The following is a 25,400-nucleotide window of genomic DNA, read 5'->3' on the forward strand; positions in this document are numbered from 1 at the left end:
TATTATGAAAAAAATAAATATAAAAATCGTATTCATTTTATTACTCACTATGAGTTCATGTAGTGATGATTTTGTGAATGTTGATTCACAAGACCAAAACTCTGAAGATTTCTTTAATTCAGAAGCTGAATATCAAGATGCATTAATAGCCGCATACGATCCATTACAGTCTACCTATTTAAATGTCATGTTAGGCGAAATTGCGTCAGATAATACTTTAGCTGGTGGAGAAAGTGCAACAGATGTACCAGGTATACAAGAAATTGACGACATGGTGCATACACCAATGAATCAGCAATTGCGAGATATATGGGGATGGATGTACGGCGGTGTTAATCGTGCAAACTTTATTTTGGAGTTTCAGGATAAAACAGATTTTGCTAACAAGAACAATGTACTTGCTCAAGCTAGGTTTTTAAGAGCTTACTATTATTTTGAATTAGTCAAATGGTTTGGCGATGTGCCTTTAGCGGTAGATAAACGCATTCAATTTGGAGATCAATTTACAATTGATAGATCACCCAAAGCAGAAGTTTATGCGCAAATTGAGCAGGACTTGGTTTTTGCAGCGGCAAATTTGCCTTATGTTCAATCTCAAACAGGTAGAATTACTAAAGGTGCCGCTCAAGCCTTATTAGGTAAAGTCTATTTATTTCAGGATAAATTTTCAGAATCGGCTAATGTTTTGGAGGACTTAATAAACAATGGTCCTTATGATTTAGTAACTGCCACCAGAATGGTTGAAGGGGTTGAAATATTTCCAATTTTCGAGAATGATTTTGAAAATAATATCGAATCGGTTTTTGAAATTCAATACACAGATAAAGAAGGTGCAGGATTTGGATGTTTGCAGTGTAGTGAAGGAAATGTGGCTGTTGGATTTAATGGTATTAGAAATTATACTGGACCAACATTTGAATCTGGTTTTAGCTTCAATGTTCCCACGCAAAAAGTTGTTGATTTATTTGAAGATGGAGATGATGTTCGAAAAAATACAGCCATTTTAGATATCGACGCCTGGGCTTCGTCAACCGATGCCACTTTTTCTACAGGTTATGAACATACAGGTTATTTTAATCGTAAATATATTTCTCGCAAAGGTGATTTAAACACTGGAGATGCCAACCTTACTAATCCTAATAATTACAGAGCCATTCGTTTTGCCGATGTGTTGTTAATGGCAGCAGAGGCTTTAAATCGAGGCTCAATTAGTGATACTAGAGCACAAACTTATTTGAACAGAGTTAGAAGACGTGCATTTGGAGATATGATGCATGATGTAACCTTAACAGGAACCAATTTAACCAATGCCATCTATCATGAGCGTCGTGTTGAATTGGTTGGAGAAGGACATCAGTTCTTCGATTTGGTTAGAACAGGTAGAGCAGCCCAAGAAATTGATGGATTTATGTCTGGAAAGCATGAAGTGTTCCCCATACCCTCTATTGAAATTCAATTGGCAGGCAGCAGATGGGCACAAAATCCGGGATATTAAAAAAATAAAACTATGAAAACAATAAAATATTTAATTACAGGATGTTTCGCAATATTGGTATTGATAAACTGTACTACTGACGATAATAATTTGGATTATCTGAACAATGTCGAGGCACCAACAAATGTTGTGGCCATATTTAAGCCCACACAAGACAATTCTGGACTAGTAACTATAACGCCTAATTCTGAAGGAGCTGTTTCTTATAATATTACATTTGGCGATGATACCGCTACACCTCAAAAGGTAAATCAAGGGGAAAGTGTAGATCATATTTATGAAGAAGGCACTTATACAGTAAAAATTGAAGCCGTTGGAATTACAGGATTAAAAAGTGAAGCAACTCAAAATTTGGTAGTATCCTTCAGAGCACCAGAAAATTTGGAGGTTGTTATTGAAAATGACCTCGCAATTTCAAAGCGGGTAAATGTAACTGCCAATGCCGATTTTGCTATTTCGTATGACGTTTATTTTGGAGAAGCTGGAAACGATACTCCAGTAACAGGAAATATTGGAGATACTGTCTCATACGTATATCAAGAAGCAGGAACCTATACCATTAGAGTAGTAGCCATAGGGGCCGCTATTGAAACTACTGAATATATAGTAGATTTTGAAGTGACTGCTATTTTACAACCTTTGGCATCAGCACCAACACCACCAGCAAGAGCTGCGCAAGATGTGATATCCATATTTAGTGCAGTGTACGAGGATGAGCCAGGAACCGATTTTTTCCCGGATTGGGGTCAAGGTGCTTGCTGCGGAAGTAGTTGGACTACTTTTGACTTAAATGGTGATTTAATGCTGCAATATATTAACTTAAGTTACCAAGGAAATCAGTTTCAAACTCCTGTAGACGTTTCAGGTATGGAGTATGTACATATAGATATTTGGAATGCAGGTGATGTCGCTAGAGTTGAATTATCTTTGATCAGTCTTACTAATGGCGAAAAGCCTGTTTGGATAGATTTGACTGCCAATGACTGGACCAGTGTTGATATCCCTATTACAGCTTGGACAGATCAGGGACTTACAGTTGCTGATATACACCAGTTAAAGTATGTTGGAGATCCGTTTTCTGGAGGTACAGTATTTATAGACAATATATATTTTTATAAACCACCAAGTGAGTTTATTGAATTCCCAATAAATTTTGAATCAAATAATTTAACTTATACTTGGAATGGATTTGGTGCCTCTAATTTTGGTCCAATACCTGCAGCAACAGTTGCTAACCCAAACCCAATGGGAATAAATAATAGTGCAACGGTTGTAGAGATTCAAAAACCAGCAGGCGCACAAGTTTGGGCAGGGGCTTCTATGAATTTATCTGGCCCAGCAGATTTTACAGACGGGACAACTATAACTTTAAAAGTGTGGTCGCCAAGAGCAGGAGTTCCAATATTATTTAAAATGGAAGATAAGAATTCACCACCAGATGGAAACGGAAATCCATCGGTTGTGGTTGAAGTGCAAGCTACAACAACACTCGCTAATACTTGGGAAGAACTATCATTTGACCTAACAAGTTTTGGCGCATTTAGCACATCAATAGACTATCATAATGTGATTATATTTCCAGATTTTGGAAATGCTGGAACTGGAGAGACCTTTTACTTTGATGATATTGAAATTGCCTCTATTAATTTTCCAATTAATTTTGAAGTAAGTACACTTTCATATACATGGAATGGATTTGGAGCCTCTGATTTTGGACCAATCCCAGCAGCCACTGTTGCAAACCCAAACCCAACAGGAATAAATAATAGTGCTACGGTTGCAGAAATTCAAAAACCAGCAGGAGCGCAAGTTTGGGCAGGTGCAGCAATGAATTTAACAGAACCTGCAGATTTTTCTAATGGAACCACTGTAAAAATAAAAGTTTGGTCACCAAGAGCTGGAGTTCCAATCCTATTTAAAATGGAAGATAAGAATTCACCCCCTGATGGCAACGGAAATCCATCAGTAGTGGTTGAAGTACAAGCTACAACTACGCTTGCTAATGCATGGGAGGTACTATCATTTGACTTAACTAGTTTTGGTGCATTTAGTACATCTATAGAATATCATAATGTAATTATATTCCCAGATTTTGGAAATGGCGGAACAGGAGAGACGTTCTATTTTGATGATATCATAATAACGAATTAAAAATATTAAAAGATGAAGAACTTAAAATATAATATAGGAATTATTCTATCACTGACCTTGTTATTTTGCAGTTGTCAAGATGAAGATTTCACTTTAGGTGAAATAACAGCTCCTTCTAATATTCAAGTAGAAGTTGATATCGTAGGAGCAGATACCAATAACCCTAATGGAGACGGTAGTGGAACTGTTAATTTTAAAGCTAGTGCAGACAATGCAATTTCTTATCAATTTGTATATAACAGTATTGTTTCTTTAGCTCCAAATGGCGAAATGAGCTACGATTTTGCAGTTTTAGGGTTAAATACTTATGCAGTAACCGTTATCGCTTTTGGTACCGCAGGAGCATCCTCTACTAAAACAATTGAGGTAGAAGTGCTTTCTCTTTATGAGCCACCTGCTGACTTAATTACCATGCTAAATGCAAATGGTACTAGATCATGGAAAATTAAATCTGAGGCTGCAAATCATTTTGGTTTAGGCTCCATTGGAGGGCCTCCATTTGAATATTATGGAGCAAATCCAGGAGATAAAACTGGAGTAGGCATGTATGATGACCGTTATATTTTTAGAAGTGATGGTACATTTACTCATATTACAAATAATACAAATGATGACCCAACTACAGATACTAGTGGTACTGTATTTGGTAGAGAAGTTCTTATTGAAGAGTTAGGTGGTCCTGGAGGAAATCCAAATGGAGCAGATATAGAGAATTATCCTTATAGCGATTATACCGCTCAATATACTCTAACAGCACCTGGAGGTGTAGAAACTATAAGTTTGTCTGGATTGGCATTTATAGGGTATTATGTTGGAGGAGATCACAAATATCAAATATTTAGTCGTTCGGCAAATGAAATGGTATTAAAAATTACGGATGGAAATAATCAGTTTGACTGGTGGTTCACCTTAATACCAGAATAGATTTTTAGCTAATAAAAAGAAGGAACATGATTTTGCTCCTTCTTTTTAATTTTTAATATTTAACATGTTAAAATTTAATTACACTTTAGTTCTTTTATTAATTATTTCATTGCAATCTTGTTCAGGTGGAAGTGACGGTGGTATAGAACCACCACCTCAATCAGAGGATGTCATTCCCACAAATCTTAACTTAAGCATTACTATAGTGGGTGCAAATGCCAATAATCCAAATGGTGATGGCTCTGGAATGATCCAGTGTATTGCAACAGCTACTAATGCCGTTAAATATGGTTTTAAATTTGGAAATAACCCTGAACAAGAAAGTTTAAATGGCAGTTTCAACCATACCTATACAGAAGAAGGGACTAACAGCTATATAGTAACTGTTTTTGCATATTCTAGTACGGGTAATTCCATAAGCGTATTTAAAAATATCACTGTTTATGTGGCTTCATCGGGGCCGCAACTCATTTGGTCAGACGAATTTGATGTTGATGGAGCTCCAAATACTTCAAAGTGGAATTATGATCTTGGAGATGGTAGTGGAGCTGGACAACCTGGTGCTGGATGGGGAAATAACGAAAAACAGTTTTATACCGATCGTTCTGACAATGTCAAAGTTGAAAATGGTTTGCTAAAGATTACGCTTAAAAAAGAATCTTATCAAGGTTACCAATATACATCTACAAGAATGAAAACTCAAGATAAGTTTGAATTCACCTACGGTAAAATTGAAATTAAGGCAAAGTTACCCTCTGGAGGAGGAACCTGGCCTGCGTTTTGGACTTTAGGTGCAAACATAGACGAAGGAGTTGGTTGGCCTGCTTGTGGTGAAATTGATATTATGGAACATGTTGGTAATAATGAAGGAACTATTCAAAGTGCAATGCATACACCTTCAAGTTATGGTAACACACAAAATAAAGGTTCGCAAGTGGTGAGTAATGTAACCTCTGCATTTCACATTTATGCTTTAGAGTGGACTCAAAATAAAATGATATTTTCTGTAGATGGAAATGTACATTATACATATCAACCTAACATACAAGATTCAAATACCTGGCCATTTAATGCCAATCAATTTATCTTAATAAATATTGCCATGGGAGGAAATTTGGGAGGCGTTATTGATTCCAATTTTACCGAAACCACGATGGAGATTGATTATGTTAGGGTATATCAATAGTTAAAACAATGAAAATGAATGTAAACGATATTATAAAATTTCTAATTCTTGTAGCTGTACTGTCTTCATTTACTTATGCAAAAAAGGATAACCCAATAAATGAGATAGATACAACAGCATCAAGCATTGAAATAAAAGTAGATTCCTTGTTGACACTCATGACTCTTGAAGAAAAAATTGGGCAAATGAACCAATACAATGGGTTTTGGAATGTTACTGGGCCTGTACCTAAGGATGGAGATGCAGCAAAAAAATATGAAGATTTAAGAAAAGGTTATGTTGGATCAATGCTTAATGTAACAGGTGTCGAAAATGTAAGGGCCGTACAAAAAATAGCGGTTGAAGAATCGCGATTAGGAATCCCATTAATAATTGGTTTCGATGTTATTCATGGGTTTAAGACTATAAGTCCAATACCTTTGGCCGAATCAGCCAGTTGGGATCTTGAAGCCATTGAACGATCTGCTCAAGTCGCCGCCGAAGAAGCAGCAGCCTCTGGAATTAACTGGACTTTTGCGCCAATGATTGATATTTCTCGAGATGCACGCTGGGGTCGCGTTATGGAGGGGGCTGGAGAAGATCCTTATTTAGGATCAAAAATAGCAATAGCTCGTGTTAAAGGTTTTCAAGGAGATGACTTGTCAAAGGTTAATACTATAGCTGCCTGTGCCAAACATTTCGCTGGATATGGTTTTTCAGAATCTGGAAAAGATTATAATACCGTAGACGTCGGAACATCTACATTATACAACATTATTTTTCCTCCATTTATAGCTGCTAAAGATGCAGGCGTTGCAACGTTTATGAATTCATTTAATGAACTCAATGGAATTCCAGCAACTGGCAATAAATATTTGCAACGTGACATTTTAAAATCAAAATGGGATTTTAAAGGGTTTATGGTTTCAGATTGGGGTTCTATTTCAGAAATGATAAATCATAAATATGCAAAAGACGGCAAGCATGCTGCAGAATTAGCCATTAATGCAGGTTCAGATATGGATATGGAGTCCAACCTATATGTTAAGGAATTAGCAGGTTTGGTGCGCGAGGGAAAGGTAAAGGAAGAACTAATTGACGATGCTGTTAAACGTATTTTGAGGGTCAAGTTTCAGTTAGGGTTGTTTGATGATCCCTATAAATATTGTAATGAATCTCGAGAAAAGGAAATTATTGGTAAGCAAGAATTTCATGATGCAGTTTTGGATGTAGCTAAAAAGTCCATAGTCTTACTTAAGAATGAAAACAACCTTTTACCACTTAAAAAAAATGGTCAGAAAATAGCTTTGATAGGCGCATTGGCTGGAGACAAAACTAGCCCACTTGGCAGTTGGCGAATTGCCGCTGACGATGGTACTGCCGTTTCAGTCTTGGAAGGTTTAAAATCTTATTCAGGGAATTCGATAATTTATGAAAAAGGTGCTGATGTTACCATCGGAAAAACAGAATTTATTTCAGAGCTCACGATAAATGAGACTGACACTTCCGGTTTTGCAAAAGCAATTGCTGTGGCAAAATCTGCTGATGTCGTGGTTATGGTGTTAGGAGAACATGGACTACAAAGCGGGGAAGGTAGAAGTAGAGTGAATCTCGATTTACCAGGTGTTCAGCAAGAATTACTAGAAGCCGTATACAAAGTGAATAAAAATATTGTATTGGTCTTAAATAATGGTAGACCCTTAGCCATTAACTGGGCTGATGAACACATTCCAGCTATTGTTGAGGCTTGGCATCTAGGTACTCAAAGCGGACATGCCATAGCTCAAGTGCTATATGGCGATTATAACCCAAGCGGAAAACTGCCAATGACTTTTCCAAAGCACGTAGGTCAAATGCCATTATATTACAATTACAAAGCCACTGGACGGCCAACCATACCTGCACCAGGATTGGTGTTTTGGGCGCATTATCAAGATGAAGTAAATGAACCATTATATCCATTTGGTCATGGATTGAGTTATACCACTTTTAAGTATAGTAATTTAAAGGTTGACTCTTCTAATATGAAAGAAATTGTAGTGTCTTTTGATTTAAAGAATACCGGAAAGGTCAAAGGGAAGGAGGTAGCGCAATTGTATGTTCAAGATTTATACGCAAGTGTGACTAGGCCTGTTAAAGAATTGAAAGGTTTTGAACTGCTTGAGTTACATCCAAATGAATCTAAAACAATAAAATTTCTTCTTACAGATAAGGAGTTAGGATTCTATGACAACACAGGTCAATTTATTGTAGAACCAGGTGAATTCAAAGTATTTATTGGAGGCAGCTCTAAGACAATTTTAGAACAACAATTTGAACTGAAATGAAAAAATTAGTTTCATGTATCGCAACATTAATAATCTTGGCCTCTTGTCAAGACACCAAAACATTGATATTTGAAGAAGAATTTGATGCAAAAGCATTAAATGAATCTATTTGGAATTATGAACTAGGTGATGGTTGCCCTAATTGTGGCTGGGGTAATAATGAACGTCAACTTTACACTAAAGAAAATGCGTCTTTAAAAGATGGACATCTTGTGATAACCGCCACAAAAGATGATAGCCTTTATCATTCAAGTAGAATTACCACAGCACAAAAATTTGAATTTCAGTATGGCATAATAGAAGTCAGGGCAAAGTTACCAACTGGTCAGGGTGTATGGCCTGCCATTTGGATGCTGGGACATGATTTTAAAGAAATTGGATGGCCAGCCTGTGGTGAAATCGATATTATGGAATATGTGGGCAAAAATCCGCATGAAATCCATACAACTTTACACACAACAGATAGTCACGGAAATTCTAAAAATACTAAAATAACTACCCTCAATAATATAGAAGAAGGTTTTCATGTTTACAAGACGAATTGGAGTAAAGATGCTATCGAGTTTTTTATTGATGGTAAATCAGTCTACACTTTCAATCCAGAAGTCAAAAATGATCAAACTTGGCCGTATAATAAACCATTTTATCTCCTTTTAAATTTAGCTATTGGCGGAAATTTTGGAGGCCCTGAAGTGGATGATACTATTTTTCCACAGGATTTTATAATTGATTACGTACGAGTATATAAATAATCCATTAACTAAAACTATAATAACTATGAAGAACATTACATTTTTTTTAATTTTATTAATTACAACAACCGGTACATTGGCACAAGATTTAGTTATGACGGTTTCTGTACCCCCTGGGACGACTTCTTGTCGTTTTTCGGGTGCTTTTTGGGGATGGGATCCCAACGGAGGTCCTGTTGGGACTGATAACGGTAATGACACCTTTACGTTCACACTATCTCCTGCACCAGGTGCGGACATGGAATATTTATTTACTATAAATGGATCTGGTGTTTATGAAAATTTAATAGATAACGCCCAAAACGCTGAATGCACGGATAGAGTAAATAGTGGAAATTTAAATACAGATTATTCATCCTATGCTAATCGTATTTGGAAAACTACAGATGCATTGATATGGAACGAAGTGTATGATAGTTGTCAACCAGCAACACTTTCAATTAATGACAAAAATCTTATCGATTTTAGTCTTTATCCTAACCCAACCCAATCTCAATGGGTTTTAAAAGCTAATCAAAACTTAACTGAAGTACAGCTTTTTGATGTTACCGGTAAATCCGTTTTGTCTCAAAAGTTAAGTGGTCAGGATGCCATTATTGAAGCAACTGAATTGCGCACAGGTATTTATTTTGCAAAGATTAAATCAAGTTTAGGAAGTACAACTTATCGATTAATTAAAAATTAGGGTTTAATTAACTGTACAGAAAAAGCCATATGTTCTCAAAATGGCTTTTTCTTTTTTTAAAACCCCCTACTGTCAGCGCTTAAGTGCAAAATGTCCTTTTACCTGAAATTCAATGTCGTTTCGTTTGACATCTGCAACAAACCAATAATCTGAAGAAGGCATCAAAGCACCATTAAAGGTGCCATCCCAACCTTTTGAGCTAGATGATAATTGCTTCAAAAGTTTACCATATCTATCATAAATATAAACCACTGTACCGGGTAGGGTTTCAACACCTGTAATGTGCCAAGTATCAAAGAAACCGTCATTGTTTGGGGTCATGAATTTTGGCACATCAATGACCACAACTTCCCTTGTAACTTCAGAACATCCGTTGGCATCTTTTACAGTAACTAAGTGGTATCCTAGGCTAACGTTTTCAAAAACATTTGAACTTTGCACAGGCCCATGGTCTAAACTAAATTCATAATTTCCAATACCACTAACATCTACGGTAATTCTATTAGGGTCTGCAAAATCTACAGTTTGTGTAAATTCAATAGTGGCTTGTTCAGACTCAATAACATTAAACTGTTCTGTGGTCTCGCAGCCAAAAGGAGTAGTTACTGTAACCCAATAACTTCCAATAGTTGATATGATAATTTCTGGTGTGGTTTCGTTAGTAGACCACAAATAAGTATCCCCGGCATATCCTGTCTCGGCACTTACGATCAGTGGTAAATTTTCTAAACAAATAACTTGATCACCTATATCTACAATTGGTCTAGGGTGAACAAAGGTCATAAATTGTGTGGTATTAAAGCAGCCTGTGTTCGAGTTCTCAACTCTTGCAAAAATTTGTTCTTGATCTGTGGCAGCATACATCATAGGTAAATTATTGCTTCCATTTTCGGCAGAAACCAAGCTGTTATGATATGTGACTATATATATGGCCGAACTTTGATTGCCTAAAACTGCAGCAGATTGTTGGGATAAATCAAAGGTAAAGTAGCCATCAAAATCATCATCACAACTTTCTAAATCGTTAGGCTGATTAGCAAATGGTAAAGGCCTTACAAGCAATTGAAATGAATGGACTGTAAAGCACAAGGTATTCGGATTTTCTACTCTAATATATAGGGTGTCGCTACTGGTTTGGTAATTGTAATTAGTATTAAGTGCATTTGTTTTAGCATTCGCATTTGCTAATGAATTGTAATAGGTTATATCATAATTTGAAGGATTATTTATTGCAATGGCATTTACCTGTGTGAGATCATAGGTATTAGTTGGGTTATCACACAGTTCAACAGAATTAAAACTATTTAAATTAGGAGGTAAATTAACTATGAGGTCCAAATCAATTGCCAAATAACAGTTGGTTACGGTATTTGTAATTCTTACATAAACCGTTTGCGGGTTTGTAACGTTATTGTAAGCTTGTGGATTTGCAATTACATTTACACGATTATCAAGATCATTTAAGCTTTCAAAATATTCAACTACAATATTATTCTGTCGTATATCCAGAATGTCAACTTCAGATTCTGTAAGATCAAAAGTCGAAATTCCGTCATAATTGGAATCACAATGCTCTAGAGGTTGCGCCTGATTAACCTGCGGTGCTTGAATTACATTGACCACAAAACTGGTAATAGAGTTACAATCGGTGCCATTACTGATTCGTACAAAAATTTCTTGAGGATTCACTGCATTCTCATATTGTAAAGGCAAGGCATTGTTTCCATTTACGGCATTAACTTGAGAAGTATGAAATGTAATATTTAATGATTCAGGAATACCTTGAGAAATTTCAGTCACTCTTGTACTTAAATCAAAAACAGCTCTACCATCATTGCTAATATCGTCACACACAAACCAATCACTAGGTTCATTATACTGCGGATTTGTACCAACTTCCAAAGTAAAACTTGAAGTCCCATAGCAGTTTTGATCCGAAAGGTTTTCTACACGGACATAAATGGTTTGCGGATTGGTTAAGTTTTGATAAGGCGTCGTTTTATTAATTATGTTTGCTCGGTTGTCAGCATCTGTTTGGTTTAAAAAATACAGAGTTTGCTTACCGTTTTGCCCATTTAAAATTTCAGCATCTTTTGTTGAGAATACGAAACCAGCATAACCATCACTATTGTTTTCACAAATTTGAAAATCACTTATGCTAGTAAAAATAGGAAGTGAATTTACAGTTATATTAAAACTCTCTATAACATAACAACCCGTTGTGGCGTTTTCAACACGAATAAAAATTGCTCGAGTTCCTGTCGAATAATTTGAAGGATTGCCGATAGCATTGGTATTCCCTTCAGCATCTGTCAATGTGGTGTGGAATGTAATATTCCTATTGTTGGTATCTGCTACGACCTCTGATATTTTTGCGGTTAAATCAATAGTAGCTATTCCGTTTGCATCATTAACGCAACGTATCTCATCACTTGGAGTGGTGGTAATAGGAGCCGGTATTACAGTTATTTCAAATGAATTGATTGAAGCGCATCCCGTATTATTATCTCCAATTCTGGCGTAAAAGGTTTGCGGGTTTGCTGTATTTGTATAATTAGTAGGAAGTGGATTCACAAAGGCGTTAGCATCATTTTGTGTTAAGAAATAAGTCACAGTATAATTGGTATTGCCATTGGTCACAGCAGAATCAAATGTTGAGAGATCAATAGCTGTGAATCCGTCTTGATCGTCATCGCAATAGGTAACAGAACCAATATTGTTAAAAGTTGGGACCGTATTTAATAAGAGATCAAACTCACTAACTTCTGAACAGGTAGGACTTGTAAGTCGAATATAAAGTGTTTCAGGAGTAGAAGCTGGTGTGTAGAGTTGACTAGTATCTATAGGGTTAATTTGATTATCTCTATCGCTTTCTGTTCTGTAGAAGGTAATATTGACATTAGGGATATCGTTTATTATAATGATCGCGATTTGATTTAAATCAAACTCTTGAATACCGTCATTATCCGTATCGCATAACGAAAAATTAACAATGTTGGTATAGGTTAGTAACAGATTGGTGTGGATTTCAAGAGGTGTTATGGTAGCACATCCTGTTGAATCATCTTCAACTCGTATATAAAGCGTTTGCTCATTTATTGTTGAATTTGGATAGTTAGTAGAATTGCCTATAGCATTTGTACCTGAATCTGCATCATTAAAAGTCTCATGAAAGGTTACCGTGACACCAGTTAAACTGCCTATAACATCAGGGATGATGCTAGTAAGGTCAAAAGTTGCGAACCCATCATGATCCTGATCACAGGCGTCAATATAAAACGGACCCTCATTAATTATTGGCTGGTCAATAACACTAACTGTAAGTGTGGTAGTAACGTAGCAACCTGTTGAAAAATTGGTTACTCTTACGAAAAGCTGTTCTGTTCTGTTAGAATTGGTATAAGGTGAACCAATGCTATTCAGACCAAGATCGGCATCATTTTGAGTGAAATGATACGACACAATTGTATTTGGCTGACCAGAAACGATTTCTGCATCTTTTTGTGTGAGATCAATTTGTGTAATTCCATCAAGTGTACCATCCTCATCACAAACATCTAAATCTGTTGGTGTAGCTACATTTGGCAATGGATTCACCACTAAATCGAAAGTAGGAAACGATAAGCAACCATTATTAGTGTCTTCAATTCTTACGTAAATAGTCTGGGGGTTTGACGTGTTTTGTATAGGAACCAAAATTGGGTTACTATTATTTTGAGCATCTAAACTTGTAAGGTGATACGATATCGTATAGTTTGATGGGGGAACAGCCGCTGCAACCTCGGCATTTTTTGTAGAAAGATCAAAAATCTCTACCCCGTCACTACTAGGGTCATCACAAATGTTATAATTGCTTATGGGAGAAGCTGTTTGCGTTGAACTTAAAGTTAGCGTTACAGTATCTTCCAATTCGCAAACGGTATTTCCTAAAGGAATAGAAACCAATACGCGGTAGGTTCCTGATTGGGTGACATTAAGAGTTGGCAAAACTTCACCGTTCATTATAGAACCGTTTAAATACCAGCTGTAAGTTGCCGTTGCATTTCCAATATCTGCATCAAGAGTTACACTGCCTGCACAAGTTGAGAGGTCTTCGCCTAAATCAACCGATGCATTAAAACTATTACCTTCAATAAATACTGCAGAGTCAAAACTTTGATCATTTTGATCGGCAATGATAAGCTTAATATGATATTGAACGTTTGGTACAATTGCCGCGGTAGCTGTCATCACTGTAGTTCTGCCATTAAAATTAGTGTTACCTAGATTGTAACCATCAAAATATTGTGGATTTTGTGCAGCACAATAGGGCTGTAAATCGGGATGCACCGTATTCGCATTAACAGGAGTAAACGTTCCGGGTACAACCGCTATATTCGTATATGGATTTCCAGAACCTGCTTCGGTAATTAAGAACACAAACGAATCGGTAAATTGACATTCATAAGGCGGATTATATTCTTCAGAAGCAAAAATATAATTAAACTGTACTTGGTTTGAAATCGAAATAAAATCAAACTCAATAGATGTGGCATTTAATGTCCCTGTTAGTCCTAATGCCGTTTCTAAATCAGGATCAGTAGACCAGGTAGCATCACCTTCGCTTAACACAGTGCCATTTACTCCATTGGCGCCAGATACTGCATTTCCTGTTGATAAAACAATACCATTTTGAAAAGGAAAATTAGTACCACTGCCATCAAAATACCCAAAACTATTAAACCCATTAACTTGACCATTAACTTGAGACGAAATATTTGAAACCTGAACACAACCTTGACCAAAATTATCTTGAATAAGTTGTTGAGCGGATACAGTATTGTCAATAGAAATTTGCTGTGAAAATGAAATGGAACACATCACACAAGTAAATAGTAAAAGAAAAAAAATATTCTTTTTCATCTAGTTAAGGGTTAAGCCATATTGCATACAATTTGGAGCATGAAAAATATTTAAGCTTATTTAAGCACGAAATATAGGTAAAATTAGACGAAATGCAAAATTATACGATGAAATTCACTTTTTCACTGCTTTAACGTAAAATGGCTTTTAAAAAGTCTTCCATCTTGAAGCGTGACTTCAAACCAATAATCATTAGTTGGTAATGGGTCGCCATGGAAGGTACCGTCCCATCCTGGGCCAATTGGGTTAAGCTCTTTGAGTAGTTTACCGTACCTGTCATAGATATAGATAATACTCTTTGCCTGAAACTGTGCCGAAATCCCATCGACCTGCCAAGTATCATTAAACCCGTCGTTATTTGGTGTAAAGAATTTTGGAAATCCGATAACGGATACTTGTTCACTTACGATTCCGCAGTTGTTCTTGTCTCTTACATAAACGGTATGAAGTCCGGCTCTAACATTTTCAAAAGTATTGCTGTCCTGATAGAGACTATTAGGATTATCAAGAGCATATTCATAATCGCCTTCGCCTGTAACGAGTACCACAATGCTATTGTTGGAAGTCGCATCTACCACATTGATATTGGCTATGGTCGCGATATTAGAAGGTAATACGGTTATCGTCCTGTTCTTTGAACAACCATTAGTGTTGGTAACGGTGACCGTATAAGTACCAATGGCATTAACCCTAATGGTTGAAGTAGTTTCTCCGGTAGACCAGCTGTAATAATAATTATTGGGAGAATCTCCAATAACACCTCCGGTTAGCGTTAAGGTCTGCGGGAAGAAATTAAGGCAGTATAGGGTTTCAAACGTGGTTTCAATATTGGGTAATTCAAAAACGGTAAGCTGAACTTCACTGATACCATAACAGGCATTGGCATTTTCAACCCTTGCAAATATGGTTTGAGAATAGGCTGTTGTGTTGGTAAAGGTATTGGGAAGTACATTCTGTTCCAATAGTGCATCGTTATAGGTTTGATAATAGGCAATGTCAAGACCTGGAGGCAATCCGGCCAGAACATCGGCATTAGCATCAGAAAGTGTAAAGGCTCTAAAGCCATCCTCGGTACCGTCATCATCACAAACTTCTAAAGTAGCGTCATTGGAATTGGTAAGACTTACCTCTAGGGTAACCTGTGCAATCGTGGAGCATCCGGTGTTGGTATTGAAAACCTTGGCAAAGATGGTCTGTGGGTTTTGTGTATTGCTAAAGGCATTTCCATTGATGGCATTGGTGTCGTTATTGGCATCATTTAAGGACTGATAATAATCAATGCTCCTGTCATTAGCACCACCGGTAATCGCATCAAAGGCCTGATTGATATTAAATGTTGTGTAACCATCTGGAAATCCATCTTCATCACATTGGATGATTATAGTGTCAAAGGCTTCAGGGTTTTCATTATAGGTAACGTAAGCTTGGCCTTCAAAAGCGCAGTCCCCATTATTAGGTTCGATATACACTTCATAATGACCTTCTTGAAATATTTCTAAATCAAAATCACTTTCAGTTAAGGGTGTCCCATTAAAGGTCCATGAATAGGTCGCTCCTGGCAGATTTTCAGAAATTAACATATAAGAATCACCATCACATAATTCTAAACTAATTGAACTTTGTCCATTTTTTATAATATCAATTTCAGAATTAAAAAAGGAAGCAATAAACGGTGGTAAACCTTGTGATGAGTTATTAGGGGATAAGTTTATAGCATTATGAATATAATTAGACGCCAACCCAATACTGTTTGGGTTGTTAATAACACCTAAATTTGGAAGCCCTTGATTATAAGTTGCACTTAAGGCTCTGTAAATTTTGCCGTCTGGGCCAAGCTGTAAGCCTCCTCTGTAAAGCTGCCTATCATCCAAAGTAATTTCAGAACTTTGAATGTTTGCTTCCATAAGATTGAATTGTGTTAAGGTTGAACGATGGTTTGCAGGATTGTTAGCATTATTTGGGTCTTGACGATCAAAAAAATCATTGGATGAATGCACATAAAGTAATTGACTATTTGGTGAGAATTCAACCCCATAAGGTCTATTGCTTGATGAACTAATAAAAAGTGATTGTTGGTTAGTTAACAAACCAGTATCTGTATCAAAATCGTAGATGTACAAACCATCTTGAGAATTGGCGCTAGCTACTTTTGTGCCATCTGGTGATAATTTTAGATAACCACGATTATCAGTAACATTTAAATTAAATGTTGATTTTACAGAAGTTGAATTCACCCCTAAAGTATTAACTTCAAAGGCATGATAAGTATCAAAAGGTTCGCCAAAACCATCAATGGAAGCTAATGTAACCACCCAAATTGATTTAGTGATACAATCTTTTAAAACTGCTGTAATCTTTTCAGAACAAATGGCTAGAAGATTGATGTTTTTTGAGGTTACCGCTCCTAGACCGCCATCTAAAGACATATCAACTTCAGAATAATTCAATCCAAAATTTTGACGGTCAATATTGTTATCTACTGTAAATACATAAAAAATATTTGGGTCTTCTGGTTTGGGTACAATAATTGCCGATTGCGTACTCGATGCATCTCCATAAAGACCAAAACCATTATTCATAACAAGATGGTTTCTGTTCCAAACTGAGGTGCCATCGGTATAAAAAAGTAAGTTTCCAGAACTGTCTGAAATAGATGCACAGCCCTCTCTAGTATTAAGTTGTCCATTGGATTGAACCGCGATGGAATTCGCGTTTAAATTAAAAGTCAGTCCGGCATTTTCACCAAAATACCAGTTAGACGCTTCATTCTGTGAAAAACACAACGAAAAGCAACACAAAAAGAGGGATAATAGTATGGTCTTTTTCATTCATGTTAGCGATAGCTAACAAAGATATTATAAATCCCGCTTTTTTAATAATCTATAAGATAAAAATACAAATATGGCTGTCCAAGCTATTACGATAACAAACTCATGCCAATGAACGGCATAATCATAAGCAATTTCTTGTTTATCTGGAAACTTGGTCATAACTATACGTTGAAATGGCTGGTCAATTAATTTGTACATAGATTTAAGCGGAAAATAATTCTGAATTTTTTCAGCGATATCGTAATTAAACTGCCATGTGATAAGACCAAGAATAATGTTCTCTAAAATAAATAAAACGAATAAAAAACCTAAAGCAAATGCTGAACGCTTCACGAGCATTCCAAAGAATAAACACAAACTAAAAAAGCCGACTAACTTCACAAAATAAGCTAGTAAAAAATCGGTTTCTCTAACAATTATCGCGGCTTCCGTATAACTTGAATAATATAGACCAATGAGTAAAGATGATACACCTATAAGCACTGTTGCCAAAAGTGAAAAAAAGACAATTGTATAAAATTTAGAAAGGATAAATTCCTTCTTACTTAAACCGTCTATCAAATTTTGTTTGATGGTTTTGTTGCTATATTCATTCCCAATCATACTCACCACGACGATGGCGAAGAAGAATTTAAACTGTGCAGCGAAAAATGTGGTAATATGCCAGATAATAGGAAAGTTAAATATTCCTAGCTCCCCTAATTCTAAAGTAAAAAATCCAAAAAAATTAATCTTGATTGATGAAAGAACCAAAACCGTAAAGGGTAAAATAAAGGAAATAAAGATCAATACCTTACTCGCTCTATTTAATAAAAGTTTTTGTAATTCTAATTTTATAAGTCGTAACATAGTAGTTGGTGAATTAGTGTTGGATGGTTAATTAAGTTTATCAGTTAGCTTTAAAAATTGCTCTTCTAAACTTTCTTTGCGTTTTACCAAATGCGATAATGTGATACCTTGCTTAAACATATAGTTGTTAAATTCAGTGGCATCCATGGGCTCATTTAAAAATGCAGTGATCAAACCATTTTCTACTTTTATGTTTCCAAATTTGGTATCGGTTTCTAGTAATGAAATGAGCTCGTCGTGATTATTCGACTTTAATTCAAAAAAGCCATGACTAGAAATCATTTCTTCAACAGGACCTGAATATAATTTCACACCTTTTCGCAAAACTACTACATGAGAGCACACTTTTTCAACCTCGTCCAATAAATGCGAAGCTAATAAAATGGTTGTTCCTTGACTTGCAATTTGTTTAATTAACGACCTAATTTGGTGAATACCTTGTGGATCCAATCCATTGGTGGGTTCATCTAGGATTAAAATTTCAGGATCGTTCAGTAATGCCGAAGCAATGGCCAAACGTTGTTTCATCCCTAACGAATAGGTTTTAAACTTATGGTCTTTACGATCAAGTAGCCCAACAATTTCCAGTTTTTCATCAATCTTACTGTAATCAACACCTTTAATTTTGCAAACCAATTTTAAATTTTGGTAGGCAGACATATACGGGTAAAAATTTGGTCGTTCAATAATAGCTCCTACTTTTTTTAAGGCATCATGAGTTGTAGTATTGCCGTCAAACCAATGGAAGCTCCCTTCAGTTTTATTGACTACATTAAGTACAATACCTAAAGTTGTTGATTTTCCACTTCCGTTAGGACCCAAAATACCATAAACATTTCCTTTGTTTATGGTAAACGACAGGTCTTTAACCGCTGTTAAATAACCAAATTTTTTTGTAAGATTATTGATGGTGAGAATGGTCTCCAATATGAAAATATTTTGATGCCGAAAACTGTTCAGCATAGGTTAGTTGTAAAAGTATGACGAGCATCCCGAAAAATTGTTACATGCTTATCAGAAAAAGCTTTAATTTAGTTGTAAGAAACGAATTATGCAAGATTTAAAGATTTCAAAGAAGAAACCTTCCTATCCAGTAACTCAAAAATTGGATGCCTATCTTTCTGAATACAACAGAAATATAAGGTTGCCTATTTTTTATGATGACCTTTTGAGGTTTCAGGGATCGGTGGTAGTATATGATAAAAACGATCAAGATACCCTTTGGATTCGAGTGTATTATAATGAGTTTGAGCGAAAAGATATCGATTTGAATTTAAAAAAGGTCTACACAATTCTTCATTCTGATGGAAATGAAAAAACCTTTCCTTTTTTAAGTGTCGATGCTATTGACTACTGTACTTTTGGGAATTCTAAACCCTTCCGAATTAAAATTAGAAATGTTTTAAACGATAACTACACTTATTTTTATATAAAAAAAGCTGATGCTTCTCGAATTTACGGCCTTGAATTAGAGCATATGTTATCGCCTTATAACCTTAACTTTTTAGTGTCAAAAAACACTTTGATTGAAGAGCATATAGCGGGAATACCGGGAGATGAGTTTATAAAAGGAATGTTACCGGAATGTACAGAATCTGAGAAATCGCAAATTGCGAAAGAATTTGTAAAGTTTAATGAGCGTTGTATGATACGATTATTAGGCGATATGCGCTCTTACAATTACGTGATTGTTCCAACTCACGATTTTGATCATGTGGTGTATAAAATCAGGGCGATAGATTTTGATCAGCAATGTTATGAAGGTAAATTCAATATTTATAGACCACAGTTTTTTAAAGAAAACATCAAAATGGTAGAGTTGGTTCAGGAGAAATTTCAAAAAGAATCTGTAGACCAATATAAAATTGAAGAGCGCTCCATTGTTGCAAAACGACTCATCAGTTATCACGATCGTATAGATGAATTATTAGATTGTATGATACATGATACCATTTCTATAAAAGAGCACATTACGGCTTTAAAAACAACCATTTTTGAATATACCCAGGATGTTGAATTTAAGCGAAGTAAAAATATGGGAGAGATTGTTAAGAACGCTTTAGCCTTTGTAAAACGTAATTACGAAACCGTGAACACTAAACGATTTTAGTTCCAGTTTTCGTCAAAATCTAAATTACTGTAATCGTCGATATCGAGATCGTCGTCAAATTCATTGTAATCTTCAAAATCTTCAGCTTCAAAAGATTTTTCAGGAGCTTCATCAGGAATTTGCCCGTGGACAAACATTAAGTTAGGATAATCTGCACCTTCAGCTTCATCAACAATTTCGGCCAATTCTACAAAAAAGGTCCACATGCTTAAAAAGTCGTAGATATAAATTAGCTTGGTTTGCATTTCATGAACAACATCATTAATTGCAGTTTCACTCATGAGCCTAATTTTATCTTCACCTTCACTCACATCAAACATTGAAATTTCTTCACCTTGATTCCAGTCATCATCACTGATGTAGAAGGAAGCCATTTCAAGACCATCAAAGCCAAACGATTGTGCAATGGCATTATGAAGATCTTCAAGACTATCTGTTTCGCGAATTTCTAAATCACGAAAAACATCCTGATCTGTATCATTGTCCAGAATAATTCGAAACCTGTAAATCATAGTTATAATTTAGAGTACAAAGGTAACTTTTTTTCGTTTATTTACTGAAGCGGTGCAGTGTAAAAGTCATTGCTGTTAACAAGAAAAAGGCACCCATTTGATGTGCAATGCCTAACCACACAGGAACTTGTAACATTATAGTTAAAACACCAAGTAGAAATTGAAGAGCAACCAGAATCAAAAGTGCCTGGATACCCATTTTTTGGAAGTGCGTCAAGGTTATTTGTTTTGATTTCTTCCAAATAATTAAAATGAAAATAACTACCACATAAGCTAGCATTCTGTGAACAAATTGTACGCCACTTTTACCTTCGATAAAATTTTTATAAAGTGGACTTTGTTCAATGTAAACGGTCTCATGCATAAACTTACCTTCACTCATCATGGGCCAGTGGTTGTGTATAAATCCGGCATCCAAACCTGCTACAAAAGCCCCATAAATAATCTGTATTAACAAGATAGCATATCCAGTTCGAATCAAATTTCTATAACTTCTATCAATATGTTTGCTGTTAGGAAAGGCCAAATCCATTGCCACCCAAAATGTGTAGGCAAAAGTGATGAACGCTGTAGTGAGATGAGCTGCAAGCCTATAATGACTAACGTCTGGTCGGTCAACCAGACCACTTTTAACCATGTACCAACCTAAAAAGCCTTGAAAAGCACCTAGGCCCAGTAAAATTAAAGCCTTTTTAATGGTGGGCTTTGAAAGTTGTTTAGTAACCAAGAAATAAACAAATGGGATGAAAAACACCAAACCAATCATACGCCCAATAAAACGGTGTAACCATTCCCAAAAATAGATGTCTTTAAAATCCTCGAGTGTAAAATGAGTATTGAGTTTTTGGTATTCGGGGTATTGCTTATAAAGATCAAAAGCTTCTTGCCATTCTACCTCATTCATAGGCGGGATTGTTCCAGAAATTAATTTGTAATTAGAAATGGATAAACCAGAATGAGTTAATCGTGTAATACCACCAATAACCACCATTATGAAGATTAGTACACATCCGGTTAGAAGCCAGTAAATTACTTTTTTATTGTCTTTTTTCATTTGAACTATAGGGATTCTGATAGGTGATAGATCACGAATTATTTTGAAATTTTAAGTCCGAGTCGCTTGCCTTCTTTCAACATAAGATCATAAGCGGCATGGTATTCATTTGGGATTTCGCCTTCTAATATCGCCTCTTTTATGGTTTCTTTGATGATTCCGATTTCCTTTGAAGGTTGTAAGTTGAAGGTTTTCATAATGTCTTCGCCTGTAATAGGTGGTTGAAAATTTCGGATATGGTCGCGTTCTTCTACTTCTATAATCTTATCTCTAACAACTTTAAAATTATTGTGATATTTATTGAATTTTTTAGGGTTTTTAGTAGTGATATCTGCTTCACATAAGGTCATTAAATCGTCAACATAATCGCCTGCATCAAAAACCAAACGGCGTACAGCCGAATCTGTCACAGATTCATCAACAAGAGCAATGGGGCGAGAACTCATTAACACCATTTTTTGTACAAACTTCATTTTATCATTTAAAGGAAGTTTGAGACGTTTGAATAAACGGTATACCATTTTGCTGCCTTCAAATTCATGGCCATGAAAGGTCCAACCTACTTTTTTACTGAATTTTTTAGTCGGCGCTTTACCAATATCATGTAGTAAAGCAGCCCAACGCAACCAAAGGTCATCGGTATGCTTTGAAATATTATCTACAACCTCTAATGTGTGATAAAAATTATCTTTATGACGTTGGCCTTCAACTTCATCAATGCCTTTTAGTGCTGTAAGTTCGGGTAAAATAATGTCTAACAAACCTGTTTGGTTTAAAAGTAAAAAACCTCTTGAAGGAATTTCGCTTTCGAGAATTTTATTCAATTCAACCGAGATACGCTCGTTGGTAATGATTTTAATTCGCTCCTTATTTCGTGCAATAGCATCAAGCGATTCCTGCTCTATTTTAAAATCAAGCTGCGCAGCAAAACGAATAGCTCGTAGCATGCGTAATGGATCATCGCTATAGGTGATATCAGGGTTTAAAGGTGTTCTAATGATTTTCTTTTCAAGATCATCTAGGCCATTAAAAGGATCTAATAACTCACCATATGATTTTTCATTTAAAGAAATAGCAAGTGCATTAATGGTAAAATCGCGGCGATTTTGATCGTCCTCCAAAGTACCGTTTTCAACAATTGGATTTCGACTGGTTTCAGTATAGGATTCTTTTCGAGCACCTACAAATTCAATCTCAATTGCGTTATAGCGCAACATCGCAGTGCCATAAGTTTTAAACACTTGAACTTTTGGACTGTGGGGTAGGTTTTTAGCAACGTGTTTAGCTAAAGCAATACCACTGCCAATGGCTACTATATCAATATCTTTTTTTGAATGTCGTTTAAGCAGAACATCGCGCACAAAACCGCCAATAACATAAGCGTCCAACTCAAGTTCTTGTGCAGATTTAGAAATGACGTCAAAAACGTTATGTTGTAAGGCTTGTTTTAAGTTCATTTTTTTGTTGACACGACTCAACGAATGTTGGATTACAATTCTATTATGGTCTAATCACTTTTACTTTTCCATCACTTTCTAATTTAATAATGGATGATGGTTTAGCCATGATTTTATCGTGATGCAAATTTACGACATAGTCCACACCTTTTAAAATGTCTTCAGATATTTCTTTGTAGGATTTTGGAGTAGGAAATCCACTAATATTTGCAGAAGTTGAAACAATGGCACCGTTAAATCTACGCAGCAATTGAAAGCAAAAATCGTCATCTGGAATTCTAATTGCAATGGTATTATCTTCTGCAATTAGATTTTGAGCCAAATTTTGAGGATGGTCATAAATTATGGTGATGGGCTGTTCTGGGATATCAAACATGTCTTTGGCAACTTCAGGCACATGCTTCACATACTTTTTTAACATGCGGTCATCAGCTACCAAACAAATAAGCGCCTTACTGTCATCACGCTGTTTGAGTTGGAAGATTTTTTTTACAGCTTCGGGGTTTGTGGCATCACAACCAATTCCCCAAACGGTATCGGTAGGATAAAGGATGATTCCACCTTGTTTTAATATGGCTAAACACTCTTGGATTTCACGTTGCATGCAGAATTTATCTAGAGAAAATATGAATGCAAAAATAAGAAAAGTTGTAATATTGCCGTATGAAATGCGTCTTACAAGCTTCATTTAAATCTAAACAAACTGAAATTGATCGTTTTATCGCTCAATTCGAGCATTCGGGTGTGCAATTTGGTAAAGCTGCCCGAAATACCATTAAAGTCTTTCAAATAGGGGAGAAAGAAGTCAACATTAAGGCATTTAAAGTCCCTAATATATTTAATCAAATTGCCTATAAATTCTTAAGAAAGAGTAAAGCTCAACGTTCTTTTGAGTACGCCAATTTGTTAATTGATAAAGGAATAGGAACTCCACAGCCTATAGCATATTATGAGGACACTACAGCCTTTTTATTTAAACGCAGCTTTTATGTTAGTGAACATATTAATTGTGAATTAACTTATAGAACTCTGACAAATGATTTTGACTATCCCGACTACGAGAATATTTTAAGGGCCTTTACACGATTTACGTATAAGTTACATGAAAATCAAATTCATTTTTTAGATCATTCTCCTGGAAACACTTTGATAAAAAAAGTCCATGACGATTATCAATTTTATTTGGTTGATTTAAATCGAATGCGATTTGAAACGCTAGATTTCAATACCAGAATTACGAATTTTTCTAGACTTACGATTCATAAATCAATGGTTGAAGTTATGAGTGATGAGTATGCAAAACTCATTAATGAAGACTATGAAAAAGTGTTTAGATTAATGTGGAATGCAACAGAAACTTTTCAAAAACAATTTTACAGAAAAAAACGTTGGAAAAAGCGTTTAAAATTCTGGAAATATTAAGACATCCGCCTTTTGTTTTTATGTAGCTCTCTTAATTTAATGTATTTTAAGAAGGTCACATTATAAGTTTGCACACAAATAATAAATCCGTTTAAACCGTCTAAAAACCCTCGCCTTAAAACATAAGCCTTAAAAAAGGCCCATAATGGTCGGTAAAAGATTTTCCATAGCGAAGCCGTTTTACCCAAATCGAAATAAGCCTGTGCAGCGATAGATGAAAATTGCTCGACTTTCAAATTGTGTTCAGAGTAATCTCTGTAAATCCAGTGCAATAAATTCCCATTTAACTTTCCAAGGGTTTTTCCTTGTTTGAGTGTGTAGGTATCATGGGGGTTAATACCTTTCCATTCGCCACTATCTTTTTTGAATAACCTCAATTTTCTGTCGGGATACCAATCAGAATGGTTAATCCACTGGCCACAATAGTTGTTTAATCGGTGACAATAATAGCCGTCATATTCCCAATTATTCTTTGTTTTTAATATGGAAGATTTTAACTCATCAGACAAGGCTTCATCACCATCTAATGACAGGATATAATCGTATTTTGCATGCGAAAGTGCGAAGTTTTTCTGTTCAATATAGCCTAAAAACTCCTGTTCAATAAATCGTACGTTAAATTTGTTGCATATGGCCGGAGTATTATCAGTTGAAAAGGAATCGACCACTATAATTTCGTCAACAACATCGGCAATAGAGGCCAAACATTTTTCTAGATGCTCTTCTTCATTGTAGGTGATAATGACGCCAGAAATTTTGATCAT

General features: G+C 35.7%; 18 protein-coding genes. 9 read left to right on the plus strand and 9 right to left on the minus strand.

From position 1 onward, the window contains the following. The first annotated feature begins 4 nt into the window (after positions 1 to 4). The 7 genes from ACFO5O_RS01025 to ACFO5O_RS01055 all read left to right on the plus strand — a co-directional run bounded on the left by ACFO5O_RS01025 (position 5) and on the right by ACFO5O_RS01055 (position 9,499). Positions 5 to 1,495 (plus strand): RagB/SusD family nutrient uptake outer membrane protein, encoded by a 1,491-nt coding sequence (locus ACFO5O_RS01025; protein WP_387960070.1) that lies wholly within the window; start codon positions 5 to 7, stop codon positions 1,493 to 1,495. Positions 1,496 to 1,507: 12 nt separating this feature from the next. Beyond that, on the plus strand, positions 1,508 to 3,646 hold the full coding sequence (locus ACFO5O_RS01030) for a hypothetical protein (protein WP_387960072.1): 2,139 nt from the start codon (positions 1,508 to 1,510) through the stop codon (positions 3,644 to 3,646). Between the two features lie 12 nt (positions 3,647 to 3,658). Next, positions 3,659 to 4,570 carry a glucan endo-1,3-beta-D-glucosidase gene (locus ACFO5O_RS01035; protein ID WP_387960074.1) on the plus strand — a complete coding sequence of 304 codons (912 nt, stop codon included), beginning with the start codon at positions 3,659 to 3,661 and terminating at the stop codon, positions 4,568 to 4,570. A gap of 64 nt (positions 4,571 to 4,634) precedes the next feature. Beyond that, entirely contained in the window at positions 4,635 to 5,756 is a 1,122-nt protein-coding gene (locus ACFO5O_RS01040) for a glycoside hydrolase family 16 protein (protein ID WP_387960076.1), read from the plus strand. 14 nt (positions 5,757 to 5,770) lie between these two features. Then, positions 5,771 to 8,062, plus strand: a complete 2,292-nt coding sequence (gene bglX / locus ACFO5O_RS01045; protein WP_387960078.1) for a beta-glucosidase BglX — start codon at positions 5,771 to 5,773, stop codon at positions 8,060 to 8,062. Then, entirely contained in the window at positions 8,059 to 8,814 is a 756-nt protein-coding gene (locus tag ACFO5O_RS01050; RefSeq protein ID WP_387960080.1) for a glycoside hydrolase family 16 protein, read from the plus strand. The genes bglX and ACFO5O_RS01050 overlap by 4 nt, the downstream gene beginning before the upstream one ends. Before the next feature lie 25 nt (positions 8,815 to 8,839). Further along, on the plus strand, positions 8,840 to 9,499 hold the full coding sequence (locus ACFO5O_RS01055; protein ID WP_387960082.1) for a T9SS type A sorting domain-containing protein: 660 nt from the start codon (positions 8,840 to 8,842) through the stop codon (positions 9,497 to 9,499). A 72-nt stretch (positions 9,500 to 9,571) separates the two neighbouring features. Here the strand turns inward: ACFO5O_RS01055 and ACFO5O_RS01060 are convergent, their stop codons facing one another. The 4 genes from ACFO5O_RS01060 to ACFO5O_RS01075 form a co-directional block, all read right to left on the minus strand. Further along, on the minus strand, positions 9,572 to 14,401 hold the full coding sequence (locus tag ACFO5O_RS01060; RefSeq protein WP_387960084.1) for a T9SS type B sorting domain-containing protein: 4,830 nt from the start codon (positions 14,399 to 14,401) through the stop codon (positions 9,572 to 9,574). 122 nt (positions 14,402 to 14,523) lie between these two features. Then, on the minus strand, positions 14,524 to 17,229 hold the full coding sequence (locus ACFO5O_RS01065; RefSeq protein WP_387960086.1) for a T9SS type B sorting domain-containing protein: 2,706 nt from the start codon (positions 17,227 to 17,229) through the stop codon (positions 14,524 to 14,526). A 27-nt stretch (positions 17,230 to 17,256) separates the two neighbouring features. Then, a complete protein-coding gene (locus ACFO5O_RS01070; protein ID WP_387960088.1) occupies positions 17,257 to 18,081 on the minus strand; it encodes an ABC transporter permease in 825 nt (274 codons plus the stop codon). A gap of 27 nt (positions 18,082 to 18,108) precedes the next feature. Next, on the minus strand, positions 18,109 to 19,008 hold the full coding sequence (locus ACFO5O_RS01075; RefSeq protein WP_387960428.1) for an ABC transporter ATP-binding protein: 900 nt from the start codon (positions 19,006 to 19,008) through the stop codon (positions 18,109 to 18,111). Between the two features lie 124 nt (positions 19,009 to 19,132). On the opposite strand from ACFO5O_RS01075, the gene ACFO5O_RS01080 reads away from it, so the two are divergent. Further along, positions 19,133 to 20,191 carry a hypothetical protein gene (locus ACFO5O_RS01080; RefSeq protein ID WP_387960090.1) on the plus strand — a complete coding sequence of 353 codons (1,059 nt, stop codon included), beginning with the start codon at positions 19,133 to 19,135 and terminating at the stop codon, positions 20,189 to 20,191. Here ACFO5O_RS01080 and ACFO5O_RS01085 read toward each other — a convergent pair. Genes ACFO5O_RS01085 through ACFO5O_RS01100 form a run of 4 tightly spaced genes read right to left on the minus strand, consistent with a single transcriptional unit; the run spans position 20,188 to position 23,818 of the window. Further along, complete coding sequence (locus ACFO5O_RS01085; protein ID WP_387960092.1) at positions 20,188 to 20,703, minus strand: IS1096 element passenger TnpR family protein; 516 nt, start codon at positions 20,701 to 20,703, stop codon at positions 20,188 to 20,190. The two genes, ACFO5O_RS01080 and ACFO5O_RS01085, sit on opposite strands and share 4 nt — an antisense overlap. A gap of 37 nt (positions 20,704 to 20,740) precedes the next feature. Next, positions 20,741 to 21,757, minus strand: a complete 1,017-nt coding sequence (locus ACFO5O_RS01090; RefSeq protein ID WP_387960094.1) for a COX15/CtaA family protein — start codon at positions 21,755 to 21,757, stop codon at positions 20,741 to 20,743. Positions 21,758 to 21,795: 38 nt separating this feature from the next. Continuing rightward, positions 21,796 to 23,214 (minus strand): CCA tRNA nucleotidyltransferase, encoded by a 1,419-nt coding sequence (locus ACFO5O_RS01095; RefSeq protein ID WP_387960096.1) that lies wholly within the window; start codon positions 23,212 to 23,214, stop codon positions 21,796 to 21,798. A gap of 43 nt (positions 23,215 to 23,257) precedes the next feature. Then, a complete protein-coding gene (locus ACFO5O_RS01100) occupies positions 23,258 to 23,818 on the minus strand; it encodes an L-threonylcarbamoyladenylate synthase (RefSeq protein ID WP_387960098.1) in 561 nt (186 codons plus the stop codon). A 59-nt stretch (positions 23,819 to 23,877) separates the two neighbouring features. On the opposite strand from ACFO5O_RS01100, the gene ACFO5O_RS01105 reads away from it, so the two are divergent. Beyond that, positions 23,878 to 24,636, plus strand: a complete 759-nt coding sequence (locus ACFO5O_RS01105) for a lipopolysaccharide kinase InaA family protein (RefSeq protein ID WP_387960100.1) — start codon at positions 23,878 to 23,880, stop codon at positions 24,634 to 24,636. On the opposite strand, the gene ACFO5O_RS01110 is transcribed toward ACFO5O_RS01105, so the two are convergent. After that, the gene (locus ACFO5O_RS01110) at positions 24,633 to 25,400 is read right to left on the minus strand and encodes a glycosyltransferase family 2 protein (protein WP_387960102.1); all 768 of its coding nucleotides are present in this window, start codon (positions 25,398 to 25,400) and stop codon (positions 24,633 to 24,635) included. The two genes, ACFO5O_RS01105 and ACFO5O_RS01110, sit on opposite strands and share 4 nt — an antisense overlap.

Source organism: Geojedonia litorea (assembly GCF_042654525.1).
Classification (GTDB): Bacteria; Bacteroidota; Bacteroidia; order Flavobacteriales; family Flavobacteriaceae; genus Geojedonia; species Geojedonia litorea.

What these genes read in the sequence shown, in the direction of transcription:
- ACFO5O_RS01105 (WP_387960100.1), top strand. Translation starts at nt 23,878, where the DNA reads ATGAAATGCGTCTTACAAGCTTCATTTAAATCTAAACAAACTGAAATT.
- ACFO5O_RS01095 (WP_387960096.1), bottom strand. Translation starts at nt 23,214, where the DNA reads ATGAACTTAAAACAAGCCTTACAACATAACGTTTTTGACGTCATTTCT.
- ACFO5O_RS01050 (WP_387960080.1), top strand. Translation starts at nt 8,059, where the DNA reads ATGAAAAAATTAGTTTCATGTATCGCAACATTAATAATCTTGGCCTCT.
- ACFO5O_RS01100 (WP_387960098.1), bottom strand. Translation starts at nt 23,818, where the DNA reads ATGCAACGTGAAATCCAAGAGTGTTTAGCCATATTAAAACAAGGTGGA.
- ACFO5O_RS01055 (WP_387960082.1), top strand. Translation starts at nt 8,840, where the DNA reads ATGAAGAACATTACATTTTTTTTAATTTTATTAATTACAACAACCGGT.
- ACFO5O_RS01090 (WP_387960094.1), bottom strand. Translation starts at nt 21,757, where the DNA reads ATGAAAAAAGACAATAAAAAAGTAATTTACTGGCTTCTAACCGGATGT.
- ACFO5O_RS01080 (WP_387960090.1), top strand. Translation starts at nt 19,133, where the DNA reads ATGCAAGATTTAAAGATTTCAAAGAAGAAACCTTCCTATCCAGTAACT.
- ACFO5O_RS01030 (WP_387960072.1), top strand. Translation starts at nt 1,508, where the DNA reads ATGAAAACAATAAAATATTTAATTACAGGATGTTTCGCAATATTGGTA.
- ACFO5O_RS01035 (WP_387960074.1), top strand. Translation starts at nt 3,659, where the DNA reads ATGAAGAACTTAAAATATAATATAGGAATTATTCTATCACTGACCTTG.
- ACFO5O_RS01040 (WP_387960076.1), top strand. Translation starts at nt 4,635, where the DNA reads ATGTTAAAATTTAATTACACTTTAGTTCTTTTATTAATTATTTCATTG.
- ACFO5O_RS01060 (WP_387960084.1), bottom strand. Translation starts at nt 14,401, where the DNA reads ATGAAAAAGAATATTTTTTTTCTTTTACTATTTACTTGTGTGATGTGT.
- ACFO5O_RS01065 (WP_387960086.1), bottom strand. Translation starts at nt 17,229, where the DNA reads ATGAAAAAGACCATACTATTATCCCTCTTTTTGTGTTGCTTTTCGTTG.
- ACFO5O_RS01110 (WP_387960102.1), bottom strand. Translation starts at nt 25,400, where the DNA reads ATGATCAAAATTTCTGGCGTCATTATCACCTACAATGAAGAAGAGCAT.
- ACFO5O_RS01085 (WP_387960092.1), bottom strand. Translation starts at nt 20,703, where the DNA reads ATGATTTACAGGTTTCGAATTATTCTGGACAATGATACAGATCAGGAT.
- ACFO5O_RS01070 (WP_387960088.1), bottom strand. Translation starts at nt 18,081, where the DNA reads ATGTTACGACTTATAAAATTAGAATTACAAAAACTTTTATTAAATAGA.
- ACFO5O_RS01025 (WP_387960070.1), top strand. Translation starts at nt 5, where the DNA reads ATGAAAAAAATAAATATAAAAATCGTATTCATTTTATTACTCACTATG.
- bglX (WP_387960078.1), top strand. Translation starts at nt 5,771, where the DNA reads ATGAATGTAAACGATATTATAAAATTTCTAATTCTTGTAGCTGTACTG.